This window comes from Nonomuraea sp. NPDC004580, from assembly GCF_040609855.1.
GTDB classification, from domain to species: domain Bacteria; phylum Actinomycetota; class Actinomycetes; order Streptosporangiales; family Streptosporangiaceae; genus Nonomuraea; species Nonomuraea salmonea.
In genome coordinates this window covers 1-19,156 of record NZ_JBEXLH010000037.1, presented here as the reverse complement: position 1 = coordinate 19,156, position 19,156 = coordinate 1, and the positions used below count along the sequence as shown (strand labels likewise).

Below are 19,156 nucleotides of genomic sequence, written 5' to 3'. Positions count from 1 at the left end.
CGGTGCCCTCCGCGTAGTCCCGAAACCTTGGTCAAGGGAATACTAGTCGGGTCAAAGTAACAGTAAAGACGAAATTAGAACACCTTTCTCCGGTTACGCCACTTTTGTACCGTGACAACGAGCCACAAGCCGCCCATCAGCACGGCGATGGCCGCCACTACCAGGGGAAACGCCTTCGGCCCATCGATCGGGCTCACCCACGCGACCGGCTTGACCGGCTTCGTCCGTACGCCCATTTCCCACGGCAACGGTGCTTCACCTCCCGGCGACCCGCCGTCCGCCACAACGCCACCCACCGCTCCAGGCACACCTCCAGCCGCCACACTAGGAGCCACCCCAGGCACGCCCCCGGACGCGGAACCCGAGGCGCCACCCGGCGCGGGCACCGCCTCCGGCATCACCAGCGCCGCCGCACCCGCCCCATCACCACTCACGCCCGCGTTTCCGGCCACCCCCGCGGTGGCCTCCCCCGCCACGCCCGCATTCGCGCCTCCAGTACCCGGCCGCGCCGCCACACCGGCCTGCGCCTGGTTCCCCGTGCCGGCCACCGCACCAGCCCTCGCCCGCTTCCCCGCACCGGCGCGCGTTCCGCTCGCGCGCGCCACCCCGCTCTGAGCGGTGGCCGTTGCGGGGCTGGTCGCGGTTCTGTCGGTGCGGGTCCGGGGTGGGCTCTGGGCGGCTCGGGCGTCGGCGGGTTTCAGGCGGTGGGCGGGGCCGCTGAAGGTGGCGGCGTCTCCTGTGATCGGTCCGCGCACCTGTACGGCGGCCGTCCTGCTCATGGTCGTCAGCTTCTTGCCGTCCCGCATCCTGGCAACGGCGGCGACCACCACCTGCCCGGCCCCCTCCGGTGCCCGCACGATCACGTCGACCGCCTTCGTCCCGGACACCTTCCCCAGCGCGCACACCCGCGCCCCCGGCACCACCGCGCCGTCCGGCAGAGCCTGGACGTGCTTCGCCTCTTCCGAGACGGCCTGAGCGCTCGTCACGTCCGCCGACGAGGCCATCCGGGCGGCGCCGGCGGCGGTCAAGGCGCGTGCGGCCAGCGCCCCCGCCGCGACCGTGCGACCCGTCACCTGCACCTGATCCACCGGCACGGCGCCCACCTCAGCGGCCCGGTGCCCGCCTCCCGCCCCAGACTGACCCGCGCTCGTGACCGGCGGCACCACCTGAGAACCGGCCGCGGCCTCCCCAGAGCCCGCCCCGGCCGCGACAGAGCCCGCCCCTGCCGCCGCAGAGTCGGCCGCCGCAGCCGTCCCAGAAACCGTGGAACCGGCCGCTGGGACGGCTGCGGTCACGCCGGAGGCCGCCGACAGTGCGGCGGTCTTCGTGCCGGGAGGTGTGGCACATGACACCTCGGTCAGGGCTTCGGCCGGGTCGGCGGCGACCGCCACCCGTGCGCCCCGGGCCATCCCGTTCACCCGCACCCGGAACCGTTGCGTGTCCCCTGTCCTGACCCACTTGCCGACGTCCTCGGCTCCGTTCACCCGCTCAAGCACCAGCGACACCCCGGTCGCCGCCACGGGCACGGACGGCACCGCCACCAGGGCCAACACACCGGCGACGATCCACCCACGCCGCATCGCTCCCCACTCCCCCACCGCGACAAATTACTCCTAGTAATCATTGTGTCACAGAGAGGAACGGCCTAATCCTCCGGGAGCAGGTTCTCCACGGCCCGCATGATGGGCAGATCAGCGGAAAGCCAGGCGACGTCGTAATATTCGCCCGGCCCGAGCCAGCGCAGCGCCAGATGTTCCTTGGCCACGGGCTCCCCGGAGGCGAGCGAGCAGAGCCAGACGCGCATGACGTACCCCTCGGCGAGCGGCCAGTCGGCGCCCACCCGCCGCCCGACCGCGACCTCGACCCCCAGTTCCTCCCGGCACTCGCGGACGAGCGCCGCCTCCTCGCTCTCCCCGGGATCCACCTTGCCGCCGGGGAACTCCCAGCCACCGGCGAGCGCGGCGGGCTCGGCACGCTGGGCGGCCAGCACCCGCCCGCCGGGGGCCACGATCACGGCGGCGACGACTGTTCTCATAGGGCAGGATTGTGCAGCTTCTTGAGCTGCTCCAGCACATCGGGGTTCTGCAGGGGACGGGTGAAGCCGACGCGGTTCTGGCGGGCCTGGTAGCTGGTGACCTTGATGGGCCCGCACAGCCGGCACCGCGCCTCCAGCATCTTGCCCTTGGAGACGACGAGCCCGACGTGGCCGGGGCTGTTCGGCGACGTGCCCGGCCCGGAGTTGAAGAACACCAGGTCACCCGGCTGCTCCTCGCCCTCCTGGATCTTCACGCCGAAGGGCCACTGCCCGAACGTCGTCCGCGGGATGGACAGCCCCGCCGACCGGTAGGCCGCGTAGATCACGCCGGAGCAGTCGAACGCGTCGGGCCCCGTGCCGCCCCACAGGTACGGCTTGCCGCGCTGCGCCAGCGCGAACTGCAGGATCTTCGCCACCACGTCACTGGGTGCCGCCTCGATGAGGGGCTCGTCGCAGTCCTCGGACGCCTGCGGCGGCACCTTCACCTCACCCGACTTGGCGTACTTCCTGGCGATCTCCTCGACCTGGTCGACGTACCACCAGGCGCGGTTGTAGACGAAAAGCGCCTGCCGCACGTTCTCGGGCGCGCCGTTGCGCTTGAGCATCCTGGCGGCGCCGAGGATGGCGTCGGCCGGGTTGTAGACGTCGCCGATGCCGTCACCGTCGCCGTCGGATGCGTACCCGTTGAACGTGGACGACATCGGCACCCTGGCCTTGCCGCCCCACGTGGAGATCAGGAACTGCATCGGCCCCGCCGCGCCCGCGTGGTTGGTGCCGCTCCTGACGCCGGGCAGGTCGGACCTGCCGTGGTCGGTCTCGCGCTTGCCGACGGCGGCGAGGATGTTCCACTGGACGCCGATCTTCTTGCCGTGCTCCTTGTAGAGCTCCAGGTAGTCCTCGGGGATGTCGGAGGTGGCCGAGTCGGAGACCTCCTCCACCTGCGCCTGGTCGTCGCAGTCGACGGTGGTGCCGCCGTTGCTGAGGAACGACGGCATCGACATGAGCAGCAGCGGCGAGACGACGACCGCGACCAGGAGCAGTAACCCGGCCAGGCCGACGAGCAGCGCGATGCGGCCTCGTGTGAGCTTCACCCGGAGGTGTCTCCCTCCTGGCCCTTGGTGGACGGGAGGATGTCGTAGATCCGCCAGTCGCTCCCCGACTGGCTGACCGTGACGGCGTACTCCTCGCGCGCCTGCTCGTCACCGCTCTGCGCGGCGATCTGCCGGGTGGCGGTGACGACGAAGACGATGGAGTTCTTCTCGACCTGCCTGATCTCCTTGAGCCTGGCGGTGGCGGTGGAGACGATCTGGTCGTTGCGGTTCTGCTCGACGGTGCCCGCCGAGGTGAGCGTCCTGGCCAGCGTGTTGCCGAGCTCGGGCGTGGTGTACGCCTTGAGCCTGGCCGCGTACGCCGCCGGGTCCTCGTCGAAGCGGAAGGTGCCGTACTCGGCGGTGAACCGCTCGGCCAGGTCCGCCGCCGCCGCGAGCTGCTCCTTCGACATCGGCAGGTACGAGTAGACGTCGAACGGCGCCGCGCTCGCGGTCGCCAGCGGCGTGCTGGACACCACGGCCGAGCTGGTCGCGCGGGCCGCCGGCGACTCGGCGGGCTCCTGGTCGGGCGTGTCAGGCCACATCGTCAGGTAGATGCCGACCGCGGCGATGACCACGACGACGGCGGCGAAGGCCACCCCTCGCCTGTCACCTGGCTGCGCCATGTCTCAGTCCTTGTCGGGGTTGTTCGGCTTGAGCCAGAACGGCACGGAAGGGCTGTCACCTCCGGAGCCGCCGCCGTCGCGGCTGCTGCGCAGCCAGAGCGGGGGCGCCTCGGAGGTGCGGGAGGCCGGCTCGTCGGAGCCGAAGATCCTGGGGCCTGGCGAGGTGCCGCCGCCCGACCTGCCGCCACCGCCCGTACGTGACGAACCGCCGAACAGCCCGCCGCCCCCGGACCGCGACCCGTTGCCTCCCGAGCCACCCGACCGCGACCCGCCGCCGCCGAACAGCCCGCCGCCCGAGCCGCGCGAACGACCGCCGCCGCCAGAGCCGCCCGATCCACCGGAGCCGCCGAAGCGGGAGCTGCGCGTGCCGCCGCCCGAACTGCGGGTGCCGCCCGCGGAGCCGCCGCGCCTGGCCCAGCCGCCTCCGGACGCCCCGCCGAACCAGCCCCCCGACCCCGCCGCGGCGCCGGAACCTCCCGAAGCGCCGTTCGTGGTCGGGCCGCCGACCCGGGGACCGCCCGCCGCGGGACCCCGCGTACGTCCCTGACCGCCGCCCAGGTTGAGCGGCGGCGCGGTGCCCCTGCGCGGCTCGGGCACAACGCGCCCGGCCGCCTTGCCGCCCTGCTGGTCGGTGTCGAGGGGAGCCGCCGTCGCCGGTACGCGGGTGCCGGAGGGCGTGCCCTCCCCTTCCTCCCCGCGTACGCGGACCTGCCCGGCCGCCATGGAACCCGCCGCCGAGGCCGCCGCGCCCGTGCCGCTGACCGCGCTCGCCGCCCTGACGATGGGCTCGGCCTTGCGCAGCCCCCAGCGTCCGATCCTGGCCGAGGCGACCGGCGGCAGCACGCCCGCCGACCGCTCGAGCACCGGCGAGCCGGCCGCCTCGCCCAGCATGCGGGTGGTGACCGTGTGGCCGCTCATCGAGGCGAACAGGTGCTGGAACGGCCGCCGGTAGAAGAACACCGCGATCGTCAGCAACGCCATGAACAGCACCTGCATGCCCCACGGCATGGCGGTGGAGATGATGAGCGCGTACCCGTAGATGAGCACGCTGAGCACGATGGTCAGCACGGCCTGCCGCAGCAGCGTGCCGATGAGCATCTCGACCCAGCGCATGGCGATGATGCGGCCGCTGCCCGGATGGACGCCGATCAGCAGGAAGATCGGCCCGAGTATCAGGAGCAGCAGGAAGCCCACCTTGAGCACCAGCAGCGAGACCGCCACCAGGAAGATCAGCAGCCCGGCCACCAGCGCGGCGATGAACGCTCCCACCGCCACGCCGAGCCGGTTGGACCAGTCGCGCCCTGAGAAGGTGGCGTAGCGGGGGTCGTTGCGCAGCTTGTCGGCCAGATCCGCGTACTCGGACTGGCGGGCTCCCACGTCGGGCGCCGCCTGCCCGGCGACGGCCTGCGGGACCGACTGCATCTCCAGCACCTTGCGGCCCCAGTCGCGCACGATGGGCTGCTGCGGGTCGGCGGTGCCGAACAGGCCCACCAGCCACGGCTTGCAGACCAGCGTGGACCACAGCGCGTCGGCGTTCTGCTCGACGCCCGGCGTGCCGGTCTGCGCGTAGCCACCCGCCTTGACCTGCGCGTCGGCCTGGCCAGGCGGCTGCAGGCAGGACGCGCCGCCCGCGCCCGGCAGGCCGGCGAAGGCCGAGTTGACGACCTCGCCCGTCTTGTCGGTGACGACCTTGCCGAGGCCGGTGAAGTCGCCGGGCCGGCTGAAGAACCAGACGGCCACGGTGACCGCCAGCACCATCCAGATGACGCCCTCGGCGGTCGTGGTGGCGCGCTTGCGGATCAGGCCGTACCAGGCGAGCCAGATGGCGCCGAGGATGACGATCGGCCGGAGGTAGGGCCAGTACATGGCGTTGGACAGGTTCGTGACGATGTCGTCCACGACGTCCTTGATGGACTGGAGCGGTCCCTCGGTCGCCGCCGCCTGGTACGTCGTGATCGTCAGCCGGTCGACCGCCTTGGCCGCGGTGAAGATGCCGTTGGCCCACATGTTGCCCAGCACGGCCACGTAGTCGGAGCAGGTCAGCTCGTGCGTGTGCCAGAACTGGCCGCTCATGCCGAACTGGGCGTAGTTGGTCGTCGCCGCGGGGTTGCCGCCCTCGGGCACCGGCGGCTGGATGAGGCCGTCGACGCCGCTGCCCACCATCTCGGGCGACAGCGGGCCCGACAGGTCGCAAGGAGCCGCCGCGGCCGGCGTGGACACCGCCCCCAGCACGATCGGCACCATCAGGATGCCGGTGACGAGCGCGAGCGTCAGCGCGAGTCGTCGGGATAGCCGGATCTTCATGACCGTACCTCCTGCGCCCTGCCCACGCCCCCTTGAAGATCATCATGCCCGGCGCCGTCGGGTTTGTCGTGTGTCGGGTTCGTGTCGAGCCAGCGGAGAAGTTCCTCGGAGATCAGGTCTACTCCGATGCGGCCCGCCCTGCCATCCAGATCGCGGAATACGCATTCGCCGTTGCCCAGTGAGCGCAGCACGGCCTTGTGCTCCTCCGACGGCTCCACCCCGAGCAGGGACATGACGTGGTCCACCTCCACCCGTTCGGTGGACCTGAAGGCGAAGACCGACGACAGGCAGTTGGTCACCTGTTCGTTGAGCAGGTCTCCGGCGTTCTGCGAGACCAGGACGAGCGCCGTGTTGCGGGAGCGGCCCATCCTGCTCACCTCGGGCACCAGCTTGGCGCCCTCCGGCGTGGACGTGATCGCCCACGCCTCGTCCAGGAAGATCGCCTTGGGCGCGCGGCGGTCGAGCCCGTTCATCAGCCGGCGGGCGAACTGGGAGACCAGGTAGAGCAGGGCCACCGAGAGCCGCTGCTCGTAGGAGTAGTCCTCCCTGCCGGTGGTCACGTCGGGCAGCGTCAGGCCGCCCAGCGTGAACACCGTCGTCCACCCCTCGGTGTCGATCTGCTCGCCGCCCGACGGGTCGAAGCAGAGCCGCGCCAGGTGCATCTCCGACATCGAGCGCAGCACCGCGCCGAGGTTCTTCGACGCGGCGTCGTCGGCACGCTCCAGGTAGTCGACGACCTTGCCGAGTGACGGGTCGGGGCCGTTGGAGACCGCCGCGACCGCCTGGATCATCGCCGACTCGCGCTCCTCCGACATGCGCGGCAGCAGCAGCCGCAGCGTCTCGGTGGCCATTGTCTTCTTCGCCGCGATGTCGTCGCCGAACGAGAACGGGTCGAGCAGACCCGGCGCCGCCGAACCGAGCGGGATCACCCTCGCCTTGCGCCCGCGCTTGTCCAGCAGCTGCACCAGCGACTCCGCGTCGCCCTTGGGGTCGATGACCGCGACCGTCACGCCGCGCAACGCCATCTGGTAGATCATCAGCAGCGCCAGCGTGGTCTTGCCGCCGCCGGGCTCGCCGGTGATCGCGATGGCCGTCGGCCTGTTGCGGGTCGCCGCCACCAGCGGGTCGAAGTGCACGATGCTGCGCGCCCTGCCGACCGTCTCCCCGATGTACGGCCCCAGCCAGCCCTCGCTGCCCTCGCCCGGCCGGTCGCCGAGATCGACCGTGGCCGTGGCCATGCCGCCCGCGATCGTGCGCAGCGGCTGCCGCTGGGCGTAGGCGTTGACCCTGACCTTCTCGCCCGGCAGCGCCTCGCAGAACAGCGAGAACTGGTCGCCCGTCGAGTTGACCACGTCGATGCCCATGTCGCGGTAGTGCTCCACCACCGCCTCCACCCGCTGCACGCAGATGTCCTCGGTGGGGGCCGAGATGATCAGGCGGTGCCAGCCGTACACGAAGGGCAGGCGCTCCTTGGTGATGCCGTGCTCCAGCATGCGGGCCGCGTCGATCTGCTCGGCCAGCGCCAGCGGCGCCTCCGCGCCCGCCTCCCTGATGTGGTGGTCCATGTCGCGGGCGTGCGCCAGCTTGCGCGCCACGTCCTTCGACGCCTTCACCGGTGGGATCAGCCGCATCCGCGAGGAGATCTCCACCGGGAACGGCAGCTGGTCCGCGAAGTGCATCCACGGCTCGCCGTCGGGGAACGGCATCAGGTCGGGGAAGCGCGCGAACGACAGGTGCGCGACGTACGAGTCGCCCTGGGGCTGCACGATCCGCAGCAGCGACCTGCCGTTGTGGATCTCCCCCTCGACCAGCGACTCGATCTCGCCCCTGCCCCAGCGCCGCCGCGGGCTCGCCGACGGCGGCGGATCACCGAGCGAGCCCGCCGCCGCGTGCTGGAACAGCCACGCCACCTCCGTCGAGGTGGCGTGCCTGGCATAGAGCGCGCTCGACGCGAGCGCCCTGCCGAGCCGTTCGGCCGACTCGGTCCACCGGCCGATCTCGCTGTCGGGTACGTGGTCGTCCTCCATGCCCAGCGTCTTCTCCGTCTTCTGGTAGAAGCCGAAGAGCTGGGAGAGCACGCCGCTGCCGAGCTGCCTGCCGCGCGGGCCCAGGCGCACCCCGAGATAGACCTCCTTGGTCCAGAAGTCCTTGGCCCAGACGTGCCGGTACATCTCCTCGAGATAGTCGCGCCAGCCCGGCCCCTCGTCGGAGGTGGCGTTCAGCGCCATGGCCCACTCCGCCGCCGGATAGGTGCGGTGCGCCACCCGCAGGTGGACCTCGGCGTCGGGCATCCTGATCGCGGCCAGCGCGATCGTGATGTTGGTGGCCAGCGCCTCGCGCTCCTCCGGCGTGACGAACTCGTAGCTGACCGTGGGAAGCCGGAAGTACGCCCATGCGCAGGTGTCCGTGAGCAGGATGCGGTCGTCGAAGTAGCGGACCGCGAGGCGCTGATGCGCTCGGGACGCCCTGCTCATGCCGCCCCCTCGGCGCATGAACGGGCCAGACCTGCTCGCTTGTTCACTTATCGCTCACCGATTCTCGTGCCCGGGGGGTCACTCGCCAACTCCTCTTCGCTCGGTCGTACGGTCTGCGCCGCGAAGCCCGCGACCACCACACCGGCGAGGGCGAGGTAGGCCCGCCGCCCGGCCGCGCGCAACTGCCCGGGATCGACCACCTCCGCGCCGCCAGGCGCCAGGTCGTCCTCCCAGGGGACCCTGACGATGGCCCGGCACCTGCCCCTGGCCACCGACTCCGCCTGCTCGACGTCGGTCATCGAACGCCTGCTGACGCCGTTGACCACCATCACCGCCCGCCTGCGCAGCTCCGCGCAGCCGTGCCCGTCGAGCCACTCGTACGTCATCGCCACCGCTTCAGGCGCCTCCTCGCTCGCCGGCACCACCAGGACGAGCTGGTCCGCGTACGGCAGCAACCTGGCCGCCAGCGCGGCGGCCGGGTCGATGACGGCCAGCTTGTAGTGGCGGTCGAGCAGGCGCATGGATTCGCCGATCCGGCGGTCGGAGAAGAAGGACCGGTCCGCGAGCCGCTGCTCGGCGCCCGCGTCGGTGTCCGCGCTGATCACCTCGAGTCCCGAGGCGGTCCGCGTGGTGTATCCCCGCATCGTGAGATAGCCGCTGACCCGGTCGAGACCCGACAGCAGCGACGTCAGGGTCTCGGGGGTCTCCGGCTCGATCTTGCTGGTCAGGGTGCCGCCGCCGGTGCTCGCATCGACCGCCACCACCCTGTCGTCCCGGTACTGGGCGAAGGTGTGCCCCAGCATGAGCGCCGTCGTGCTCTGCCCCGCCCCGCCGGTGCACCCCAGCACGACGACCCTGCGGCTGCCGCCGAACACCGCGCGGGCCCGCGCCTCGTCCAGCTCCGACCCGTCGGTACGCACCCCGCCACCGCCGACGACGACCTGAGCGATCCGCCGCCACCCGCCGGAGTCGCGCCCCACGACGGACTCGACCCTCCGCACCCGCCCTTCGCCACCCCGAGGCCCCGGCACCGGCACGTCAGCCGCCCGCCGCCCGGCCTCGCCACCGTCACGCTCGGCCACATCCCACCGAGGCAGCCTGGCCGCCATCTCCCGCCCGGGACGCGACGACCCCGCCGCCTCGCTCGGACGCGTAGCGGCGGCCTCCTTGCGCTCCCGGCGCTCCCGGCCGAGCGGAATGACCTGCCCCTCAGCCACCTCCGGCTCACCGGCGACGGCGGGGGCGTGCTCCGGAGCCTCTGCGGCTGCCGGTTCGATCCTGGGCTCGTCCGCATCGGCCGCGGCCGACTCCGGCTCGAGCGCGGATCTTTCCTCCCGAACGTGGCTTTCCGGCCCAGCAGCGGAAACCTCCTGAGGACCGTCGATCGACCGATCCTCGGAGGTGTCCTGTCGGTCATCGACCTGCGGTTCGGCGTCGTTGCCAGAGTCCTCACCGCTCGCCTGGACGGTCTCCTGGGCCGGGTCTTCCCCGCCTGCGGTCGCGGGCTCGGCGGGCTCGGCGGGCTCGTCGGGCTCGGCGGGCATCTTGGGGAGCGGGCGGAGGTCGTCGTTCGCGTGCGGCTCTGCGGCCGGGCGTGCGGCGGGCACCGGCGTCCCCGCCGCCGACGCGGACGCCGTGGCCGATGACTCCGGCGAGGTGGCTTCCCTCTCGGCTGCCGGGGCACTCGTCCCGTCGGTCCGGGACGGAGTGGGGCCGGCCGGAAGGTCGTGGCCGGCCTCCGGGGCCCGGGTGGGGTGCTGGGTGGGGTCCTTTGCCTGCTCGTCGTCCTTGCGGGGTGCGGGGCGCGGGGTGGGCTTGGTGTTCGGGTTGAGCGGGGGCGAGACGCGGTGGGTGCCCGACAGCAGCAGACCGGGGGCGAGCCGGGGCGGCTGGCCCCTTCTGTGCTGGTCGCGGGCGATCTCGTCCTCGTGCCGTGCGTCCTCCGGATATGCGCCGCCCTCGGCGTGGGAGGCCGCCTCGGCCCGTGCGTCGGCCCGTGCGTCGGCGCGTGTGTCGGCCCGTGCGTCGGCTCGGCCCGCCGACTCGGCCGGTGCGTCGGCGCTGGCCGCCAGCTTGCGCAGCCGCCGCAGCGCCTCGGTGTCGATCGGCTTGCCCGCCACGCCGCTCACCACACCATCGGCGCCATGGCCATCGGGCTCTTGACCGTCCACGGTGCGGTCCGCCCCGCGGTCGTTCGGCGCGGGGCTCTCCGATGCGGCGGGCTCGTCGGCCGTGAGGTCGGGGGCTGTGTGGTCCAGGGGCTCGTCGGCGGGGGTGGGGCGGCGGCGGGTGTCAGGACCCCCGTCCCGTACGTCCGGGTGGAGGACGATGCGGTCGGTGGAGGTGCGGCGGGCGGTGCCGATGACCTCGTCCATGAGGGGCACGGGTTCCTGGCCGCGTCCAGGGCCGCCTGAGAGGCCCTCCTCGCGCCGTACGCCCCCGCCGGGGGCGCCGGTGCCCGCCGGCAGGGCCGAGGCCTTGAGAGCGGGCGCTGTACCCCTGCGGGACCCCCACCCCGTACGCCCGGACGCCGGCTCGGCGACGGGCGCCTGTGAGGCGGCGGCCGCCGCGGCGGCGACGGCGGGACGGACCTGCCGGGGCCCGGTGAGCTGACCCTCCCGGCGCCGCTGCGTCCTGCGTTCCTTGCGCGGCGCCTTGGCGGCCTTGCCCGCCCGCGTGGCCTTGGTGGCCTTGACCCGCGCGGGCGCGGCCCGCCAGACCCGGCCGGAGAAGGCGACGACCTCGGGCTCGGACGAGGGCGCGAGGCGGTACCAGGCCTTGGGCTGGCCGAGGTAGCGCAGCTGGGACTCCAGCAGCTCGGTGAGCCGCTTGCCCTCGATGACGGGCCGGGTGGACAGCCACGTGACGATGCCGGGCGGCACCAGGAACAGCACGTGCCAGGGCATCTCCACCGGCACGCCGACCAGGACCAGCAGGAGGGACCACGGGACGAACACCCCGACGAACACGCCGATCCAGACGATGGGCAGCGGCATGGGCAGCCGTAGGTCGTACAGCTTGTAGAGCCGCTTCTCGATACGCCAGATGTTCGTATACGTGGGCAGGTCCAACGCGGTCCTCCTCTCCACCCGCTCGTACATGACCGCGGGAAAGCGGTCTCAACCCTTACTTGATGCCCAGTGCGCCCGCGATCGCCCTCGCCGTCACCTCGATGATGTTGGGAACGTAGAAGATCACTCCGATGGCCACGGCCAAGATCAGGAACTGCACGAAACGGGTGATCTCCCGCGTGAAGAGGAAGAACAGCGCCACCACGGAGACGACGACGAGGAACAGCGGGGCGAAGAACGCCCGCAGGAAGTTGGCGAGCCCCCCGGTGTCGATGCCCGTGGGAGTCGGCGTAGGCGTCATCTCCATCAAGGTGAGCAATATGGTCTTCAAGGTCACTTCTTGTCCTCCCGGGGGGTACCGTTCAGCAGCGCGGCCGTGCGTCTATCCAACGGACCGGCCGCCGCCGCGGATGTCGGCGACGAACCATTTGTCGCCCTGCTTCTCGACGGTCAGCCGGTAGGCCTGCTCGAGTGTGCCGCCGACCACGGCCGGGTCGGTGGCATCGGGAGATGGTGATGGGGCATCGCTCTGCACGGCCCACACCACGACCGCCTGGATCTCTCTTGTGGCACCCCCCACAGGCACCACGACTTCCTTGAGCTGCGAGAAGGTGAACGTGCCGCCGAAGCTGGGCAGGCTCTTGCCGGCGGCGACGTAGCGCTGCAGCCCGGCGGAGTCTCCGGACGCGTATTCCTTGAAGAAGCCTTCGAGCTGCGGCTTCAGCTCCGCGGCCGCGGCGTCGTCCGTCTCGGGCGCGGCGACCTGGGGCAGGTCGGCGGGAGCTGGCGCGGGCAGGATGGCGGGGCGGCCCGAGACCACGAAGCGCCCGGCGTCGTCGCCGGAGAAGTAGACGGGCACGGTGAGGATCATGCGCTTGGGCCCCGACTGGAAGGTCACGCTGACCACGGCGTTCTGGGCGTCGGTGACCTCGATGTCGTACGGCTGGATCGCGACGGCGGCCAGCTTGCCGTAGCCGTCCCAGCCCATCTGCTGGTCCATGCCCGCCGCGAGGAATGCGGCGAGCTTGCCCGACCTGCTCGCCGCGTCTTCCGGGCTGAAATTGAGATAGACCCCGGCGAACTGGGCGGCGAATGCCATGCCGCGCTCGGTCGGGAATCCATGGTCGGCCTGCACGGCGCCATTGGGCGTCGCAGGCTCTTGCTGGGTAAACCGCTCAAATGGGGCACGAATCCCATTCACCACGATAACCACAATAAGCGCCCAGAGAATGACGCGGCCGGTCCATACCAGCCAGCGTCCGCCGCCACCCGACCAGCCGCCACGCCGCGGCCGGCGCGGCGGCGGCGCGTCGAAGTCAGCCGTGTCAAGGGTTGCGGAAAGCCCGGGGCCGTCAGCGATCCGAGGATCGTGGACGGTAGACCTACGAGCCATCACGCCTCCGCTCGCGCCGATCCCCCCGGCTGGCGCGGTGTCGTCCGTTGCCGATCCCCATCATCCGCGGTGAAGTAGCCACCCTATCCGGTCTCCGCCATTGTTCCAGGAAAGCCACGCCCATGCTGCGGCATGACGGTCCACACGGCAAACCGGGCCCGTATGACAGGCCACAGTGCCGATTCCTGTCAGCTCACGGGAGAAACGGCTTTTGACCAGGCCAGACGCCTGAAATCGGGTAGCGCGGCGGCCACGGATTCCTGTCCAAAACAGGCATGAACTGTCCCGACCTGCGGAATCGGCATGGCTCGCGTGCCGGAGGTCACGGCCGGGCAGGATGGACGCCTTGCGAAGGCGGCCGTCAGGCGGGCTCTGGGTCCTGGTGCGCCCGCGCCTGGCGCCTGCTGTGGAGGTCGACGACGGTCGGGCGCACCGACCGTTCGAGCGAGTGGCGCAGATCGGCCAGCATCTCGGCGGGCTCGCGCTCGCGCATGCGCGTGGTCATCTCGTTGCGCTCGTCCACCTTCCTGCGGAGGTACTCCTCGCGGTTGACGCGCAGGCCGTACATCAGCTCGACCCTGATGAGGGCCAGCTCCTCCTCCAGGCTGATGCCGGTGAGGGTGGGCGCCGGGCGTCGTTTCCGGATGATGCGACGGATCATGAGGGCCTCCCGAGTCAGCGTGAACGCCGTGACGATTCGACGCGCGGGGGCCCAAAATGGTTGACGCATCAGTTGTCCCGGCGGCAAACGACGACGGCCGCCGGGAATGTGCACGCCAGACGGGCTGCACTGCCGTCCGCCGTCGGCAACCTACCGCAAGCGAAGATCACCGAGCGTGATCGGCGGACGGCGGGGCGCTCAGACGTTGAAGCGGAACTCCACGACGTCGCCGTCGCGCATGACGTAGTCCTTGCCCTCGATCCTGGCCTTGCCGGCCGAGCGGGCGCTGGCGATGGAGCCGGCCTCCACCAGATCGTCGAACGAGACCACCTCGGCCTTGATGAAGCCCCGCTGGAAGTCGGTGTGGATCACGCCGGCCGCCTCTGGCGCGGTGGCGCCCTTGCGGATCGTCCAGGCCCTGGTCTCCTTCGGGCCGGCCGTCAGGTAGGTCTGCAGGCCGAGCGTCTCGAAGCCGACCCTGGCGAGCTGGCGCAGCCCCGACTCCTCCTGGCCGACCGACTGCAGCAGCTCCAGCGCCTCCTCCTCGTCGAGCTCGACCAGCTCGGACTCGATCTTGGCGTCGAGGAACACCGCCTCGGCGGGCGCGACCAGCGTGGACAGCTGCTCCCTGAGCGCGGTGTCGGTCAGCTCGTCGGCGTCGAGGTTGAACACGTACAGGAACGGCTTGGCGGTGAGCAGGTGGAGCTCGCGCAGCTCGTCGCGGTCGAGACCGCTCTCGAAGATGGTCTTGCCGGTCTCCAGGACGGCCAGCGCGGCCTCCGCGGCCTCCAGCGCGGCCTTCTTGTCCTTGTTGTTGCGCGCCTCTTTCTGCAGGCGCGGCACGGCCTTCTCCACCGTCTGCAGGTCGGCCATGATCAGCTCGGTGTTGATGGTCTCGATGTCGCGCTTGGGGGAGATCTCACCGTCGACGTGGGTCACGTCGGGGTCGCTGAAGACCCGGATGACCTGGCAGATCGCGTCGGTGTCGCGGATGTTGGCGAGGAACTGGTTGCCCCGGCCCTGGCCCTCGGACGCGCCCTTGACCAGGCCCGCGATGTCGACGAACTCGACCTTGGCGGGCAGGATGCGGGCCGAGCCGAAGATCTCGGCCAGCACGGGCAGCCGGTCGTCGGGCACGCCGACGATGCCGACGTTGGGCTCGATGGTGGCGAACGGGTAGTTGGCCGCGAGCGCGTTGCCGGTCTTGGTCAGCGCGTTGAACAGCGTGGACTTGCCGACGTTGGGCAAACCGACGATGCCGATGGACAGACTCATCGGAGCGGCTCCGTCTCTCGCGGAAGTCTCTGACTGCTGGTTGTCGCCTCGCTGCGCTCGTTCACGGTCAGCGAGTTTACTGGCTGGCGACGTACAGACAGGTAACCGGACGATAGCCGCCGTCGGCGCGGAGGTAGCGGCGCGCGCGCTTCGGACAGTCGTCGGGCGAGGACGTGAACGCGAGCACCTTCGCCCAGGCGTGCGGCGCGTCGCACGGCACGCGGGTGAGGGCGGACCTGGCGGTCACGTTCGCGGGCGGCTCGGCCACGCAGGCGCCTTCGTCGAGCACCTGACCGCCCTGGCCGAGGCAGAGGACCTGGGAGCCGCCCTGGAGGGTGTCGAGGGTGCCGTCAGGGCAGCTCTCGGGGGCGGGGGCGAGCGCGAGTGCGCGGCCGTACCAGCCGGAGCCCGCGCAGGGGTGCTCGCGGCCGTCCAGCGAGACGCAGTCGCCGGGCCTGAGCAGGCCGCCGCCTCCGCCGGGCGCGCCCGGGTGGGGTTCGAGGAAGTTGCGTACGCACGCCGTCCTGCCCTCGCCCACCCGCAGCACGTCGTCGGTGTCCACCGGGCACTCGCCCGGCCCGGGCGGGTCGGAGGCCAGCGCGACCACCTCGGACCGGCCGCCGTTGCACGGGGTGAGCGCGTAGTCGGCCGTCACGCACGCGCCGGGCGACCAGCGCAGCACCGGACGCGGCGGCCCGGTCTCGCGTACGCCCGTCTGCGAGCCCGCGATGACGGCCCCGGCCAGCGCGATCAGCGTGAGCGCCAGGGCGCCGCAGGCGGCGGCCACCTTCGGTAGCGTGTTCATTCATGTACTCTGCGTGACCGGCGATGGACCGCACAAGCGGAACGCCCAAGCGTGTCGGGAAGAAGCGCGGCCCCAAGTTTTGCCATCATCGCTGAAGTGGACGTCGTCTCGCTTGTCATCGGTCTGGCCGTCGGGTTGCTCGTCGGGTTCCTCGTCGCGCGGACGCGGGCGGCGGTGCATGTCGCCGAGGCCGACGCCAGGGCGAAGGCGTCCGCGGAGAAGCTCGTCTACGTCGAGGAGCAGCTCGCCGAGCGGTTCCAGGCGCTGTCCACGCGCGCGCTCGACGTCAACAACATCCGCTTCCTTGAGCTCGCCGAGACGCGCCTGGCCGCCACCCGCGCCGAGGCGGCCGGCGACCTCGACCAGCGAAGGCAGGCCGTCGAGCACCTGGTCGAGCCGCTGAAGGACGCGCTCGCCCGGGTCGAGGAGCAGCTGCGCGACACCGAGACGGGCCAGAAGGTGGCGCGGGCCGAGCTGGCCAAGCAGATGGAGTTCGTCCGGCAGAGCAACGAGCAGCTCCGCTCGCAGACGACCGCACTGGTCAGGGCGCTGCAGCGGCCCGAGGCGCGGGGGCGGTGGGGCGAGCTGCAGCTGCGCAGGGTCGCCGAGATCGCCGGGATGCAGCGCTTCTGCGACTTCGACGAGCAGGTCACCGAGGGCTCCATGCGGCCCGACATGGTCGTCAGGCTCGCCGGGGGCAAGAACATCGTGGTCGACTCCAAGGTGTCGCTGGCGGCCTATCTGGAGGCGGCCGAGGCGTCCGACGAGTCGCTCGCGTCCGTCCGGCTCGACGCCCACGCCAGGCACGTACGCGAGCACATCGACCGGCTGGCGGCCAAGGCGTACTGGCAGGGGTTCAACCCGTCGCCGGAGTTCGTGGTGCTGTTCATCCCCGGGGAGGCGTTCCTCGCGCCGGCGCTCGAACGCGACCCCGGGCTGCTGGAGTACGCGATGACCCGACGGGTGCACATCGCCACCCCGACCACGCTCATCACCATGCTGCGCACCGCGCACTACGCCTGGCAGCAGGCGGCGCTCAGCGAGAACGCGCGCACGGTGTTCGAGCTGGGCAAGGAGCTGTACGAGCGGCTGTCGTCACTGGGCAGGAACGTCGAGTCGCTCGGCCGGGCGCTGACACGGACCGTGGAGGCGTACAACAAGTCGGTCGGATCTCTCGAAAGCCGCGTCCTGGTCACCGCGCGCAAACTTAACGATCTGGGCGTGGTCGAGGGCGAACTCGACGCCCCGGAGATGCTCGAAGGGCTGCCCAGGCCCTTGGCCTCCCCCGAACTGCTCGAAACCCCATCTCTGATAACCCACGCGAACGGTAAGTTGGCCAACGGGTCGCAGTAAATGGGGGTGGGCCACGTGGGAGAGAAGGGCAGGCGTTCTGCCGTCAGGCTGACGGCTCGCGGTGCCATCGCGCTCGCCCTGGTCGCCACCCTGGCGGGCTATGTGCTCGCCGCCCTGCTCGACGTCGAACACGTCGTGGGGGCCGCGTTCGTGCTCGCCAGCACGCTCGGCGCGCTGCTGGTCAACCGGCGCGAGCTGCTGTCGCTGGTGGTGACGCCGCCGCTGGTGTTCTTCTGCGCCACGCTGTTCGTCGAGCTCGGGCGGGCGTTCGGGTCGGTGTCGATCGTGCAGTCGCTGGCGCTCGGCCTCTACACGTCGATGACGCGCGGCGCGCCCTGGCTGTTCGCCGGCTCGGCCATCGTGCTCGGCGTGGCCTGGCGGCGCGGCCTGCGCGACAACGTGCGCGAGCTGCGCGAAGAACTGAAGGCGGGCGCGGAGGCCGCGCGCCCGCGCCAGTCGTTCGTGCCCGAGCCCGAGGGATACTTCGAGCCCAAGGTGTACGGCACCCCGCGCGGCGAGGACTAAGGGACCCGCAGGTCCTTGCGCAGCTCGTGGGGCAGCGCGAAACGCATGCTCTCCTGCACCGGCTCGACCTCGGTCACGTCGCCGAACCCGTGGCCAGCCAGCCGCGCGAGCACCTCCTGCACCAGCTCGTCCGGCACCGACGCGCCGCTCGTGACGCCCACCGTGGTGACGCCGTCGAGCCACTCGTCGCGGATGAAGTCGGCGTTGTCGACGAGGTACGCCGCCTGCGCGCCGTAGTCCTTCGCCACTTCCACCAGCCGCTTGGAGTTGGACGAGTTGTCGGAGCCGACGACGATGACCAGCTCCGCCTCGGCCGCGATCTCCTTCACCGCGACCTGGCGGTTCTGGGTCGCGTAGCAGATGTCGTCGCTCGGCGGGTCGAGCAGGTTGGGGAAGCGCTGCTTGAGCCGCGCCACGGTCTCGGTGGTCTCGTCGACCGACAGCGTGGTCTGCGACAGCCACACCAGCTTGCTCGGGTCCTTCACCTCGACCTGGTCGACCGCGTCGAGGCCGTCGACCAGCCTGATGTGCTCGGGCGCCTCACCCGACGTGCCCTCGACCTCCTCGTGGCCCTCGTGGCCGATCAGCAGGATCTCGTAGTCGTCCTTGGCGAACCGCTTGGCCTCGTTGTGCACCTTCGTCACCAGCGGGCAGGTGGCGTCGATCGTGCGCAGGTTGCGCTGCCTGGCCTCCTCGTGCACCGCGGGCGAGACGCCGTGGGCCGAGAAGACCACGATCTGGCCCTCCGGCACCTCCTCGGTCTCGTCGACGAAGATGGCGCCCCTGGCCTCAAGGGTCTTCACCACGTGCGTGTTGTGGACGATCTGCTTGCGGACGTAGACCGGCGCGCCGTACTGCTCCAGCGCCTTCTCGACCGCGACGACGGCTCGATCGACTCCGGCGCAGTAGCCCCGTGGCTTGGCTACGAGGACTCGGCGGGAAGTGGGGGTCTGGGGCTCCATACTTCTTATGCTACGTGGAGCGGCCAATCGGCCTGCGCGTGCGTGCCCGCCCGCGGTGCGCCAGACTGGCCGTCCAAAACTGACCTCCCAGGGAGACGTACATGTCCTTCAGCGACGTGCTACGCAACATCGCTAAAACCGTCACCAACAAGGACGAGCTCAAGGAGAAGGCCAAGGACCTGCCGCTGCTCGTCGTCCAGACCACCTTGAGCGCCGCCGGGCAGGCGCTGCTGCTCGTCGATCGCATGAAGAACTCGATCAAGGGGCTGGGCGGCAAGGAGGAGCGCGAGGAGGAGTACGACTCCCGTCCCTCCGCCGCCGAGCAGGTCGCCGCCAAGTCCGCCGAGACCGGCGACGACGACAAGCCGGCCCGCAAGGAGCCGGTCATCTTCGCGCCGCGGCCCGAGCCGAACGGCGTCGCGAAGACCAAGCCCGACCCGGTCATCTTCGCCCCTGCCAAGACCGACCCGCCCAAGCCCGCCGCCGCTCCCGAGCCCGCCGCGCCCGCCGTCATCACCATGACCTCGTTGAACACCTGGAACGCGCCCGAGATCGTGACGATCGTCATGAGCCCGGTCATCTCC

General features: G+C 71.2%; 15 protein-coding genes and 1 pseudogene. 3 read left to right on the top strand and 13 right to left on the bottom strand.

The window, feature by feature from the left end:
- Positions 1 to 74: 74 nt before the first annotated feature.
- The 12 genes from ABZW11_RS30255 to ABZW11_RS30200 form a co-directional block, all read right to left on the bottom strand.
- Complete coding sequence (locus tag ABZW11_RS30255) at positions 75 to 1,580, bottom strand: hypothetical protein (protein ID WP_355424261.1); 1,506 nt, start codon at positions 1,578 to 1,580, stop codon at positions 75 to 77.
- A 65-nt stretch (positions 1,581 to 1,645) separates the two neighbouring features.
- Entirely contained in the window at positions 1,646 to 2,035 is a 390-nt protein-coding gene (locus ABZW11_RS30250; protein WP_355424258.1) for a (deoxy)nucleoside triphosphate pyrophosphohydrolase, read from the bottom strand.
- The gene (locus ABZW11_RS30245; protein ID WP_355424255.1) at positions 2,032 to 3,126 is read right to left on the bottom strand and encodes an NlpC/P60 family protein; all 1,095 of its coding nucleotides are present in this window, start codon (positions 3,124 to 3,126) and stop codon (positions 2,032 to 2,034) included. Before ABZW11_RS30245 ends, ABZW11_RS30250 begins: the two co-directional genes overlap by 4 nt.
- Positions 3,123 to 3,749 carry a hypothetical protein gene (locus tag ABZW11_RS30240; RefSeq protein WP_355424252.1) on the bottom strand — a complete coding sequence of 209 codons (627 nt, stop codon included), beginning with the start codon at positions 3,747 to 3,749 and terminating at the stop codon, positions 3,123 to 3,125. The genes ABZW11_RS30245 and ABZW11_RS30240 overlap by 4 nt, the downstream gene beginning before the upstream one ends.
- 3 nt (positions 3,750 to 3,752) lie before the next feature.
- Complete coding sequence (locus ABZW11_RS30235) at positions 3,753 to 6,053, bottom strand: type IV secretion system protein (protein ID WP_355424250.1); 2,301 nt, start codon at positions 6,051 to 6,053, stop codon at positions 3,753 to 3,755.
- The gene (locus ABZW11_RS30230; RefSeq protein WP_355424247.1) at positions 6,050 to 8,527 is read right to left on the bottom strand and encodes an ATP-binding protein; all 2,478 of its coding nucleotides are present in this window, start codon (positions 8,525 to 8,527) and stop codon (positions 6,050 to 6,052) included. Before ABZW11_RS30230 ends, ABZW11_RS30235 begins: the two co-directional genes overlap by 4 nt.
- A gap of 47 nt (positions 8,528 to 8,574) precedes the next feature.
- On the bottom strand, positions 8,575 to 11,598 hold the full coding sequence (locus tag ABZW11_RS30225; RefSeq protein ID WP_355424244.1) for a TcpE family conjugal transfer membrane protein: 3,024 nt from the start codon (positions 11,596 to 11,598) through the stop codon (positions 8,575 to 8,577).
- 55 nt (positions 11,599 to 11,653) lie between these two features.
- The gene (locus ABZW11_RS30220; protein ID WP_345409394.1) at positions 11,654 to 11,905 is read right to left on the bottom strand and encodes a hypothetical protein; all 252 of its coding nucleotides are present in this window, start codon (positions 11,903 to 11,905) and stop codon (positions 11,654 to 11,656) included.
- 75 nt (positions 11,906 to 11,980) lie between these two features.
- Positions 11,981 to 12,991 (bottom strand): conjugal transfer protein, encoded by a 1,011-nt coding sequence (locus tag ABZW11_RS30215; RefSeq protein ID WP_355424241.1) that lies wholly within the window; start codon positions 12,989 to 12,991, stop codon positions 11,981 to 11,983.
- 361 nt (positions 12,992 to 13,352) lie between these two features.
- Positions 13,353 to 13,652: a hypothetical protein gene (locus tag ABZW11_RS30210; RefSeq protein ID WP_355424238.1), complete on the bottom strand. Its 300-nt coding sequence runs from the start codon at positions 13,650 to 13,652 to the stop codon at positions 13,353 to 13,355.
- Positions 13,653 to 13,850: 198 nt separating this feature from the next.
- Positions 13,851 to 14,927, bottom strand: a complete 1,077-nt coding sequence (ychF, locus tag ABZW11_RS30205) for a redox-regulated ATPase YchF (protein WP_355424235.1) — start codon at positions 14,925 to 14,927, stop codon at positions 13,851 to 13,853.
- 76 nt (positions 14,928 to 15,003) lie between these two features.
- Positions 15,004 to 15,732 carry a hypothetical protein gene (locus ABZW11_RS30200; protein WP_355424233.1) on the bottom strand — a complete coding sequence of 243 codons (729 nt, stop codon included), beginning with the start codon at positions 15,730 to 15,732 and terminating at the stop codon, positions 15,004 to 15,006.
- A 96-nt stretch (positions 15,733 to 15,828) separates the two neighbouring features.
- On the opposite strand from ABZW11_RS30200, the gene rmuC reads away from it, so the two are divergent.
- Both rmuC and ABZW11_RS30190 read left to right on the top strand, forming a co-directional pair.
- A complete protein-coding gene (gene rmuC / locus ABZW11_RS30195; RefSeq protein WP_355424230.1) occupies positions 15,829 to 17,085 on the top strand; it encodes a DNA recombination protein RmuC in 1,257 nt (418 codons plus the stop codon).
- 15 nt (positions 17,086 to 17,100) lie between these two features.
- Positions 17,101 to 17,610, top strand: a complete 510-nt coding sequence (locus ABZW11_RS30190; protein WP_355424227.1) for a DUF6542 domain-containing protein — start codon at positions 17,101 to 17,103, stop codon at positions 17,608 to 17,610.
- Here the strand turns inward: ABZW11_RS30190 and ABZW11_RS30185 are convergent.
- A complete protein-coding gene (locus ABZW11_RS30185) occupies positions 17,607 to 18,572 on the bottom strand; it encodes a 4-hydroxy-3-methylbut-2-enyl diphosphate reductase (protein WP_355424224.1) in 966 nt (321 codons plus the stop codon). The genes ABZW11_RS30190 and ABZW11_RS30185 overlap by 4 nt on opposite strands.
- A gap of 101 nt (positions 18,573 to 18,673) precedes the next feature.
- On the opposite strand from ABZW11_RS30185, the pseudogene ABZW11_RS30180 reads away from it, so the two are divergent.
- Positions 18,674 to 19,156 (top strand): annotated as a pseudogene (locus ABZW11_RS30180) (hypothetical protein); the annotation flags it as partial.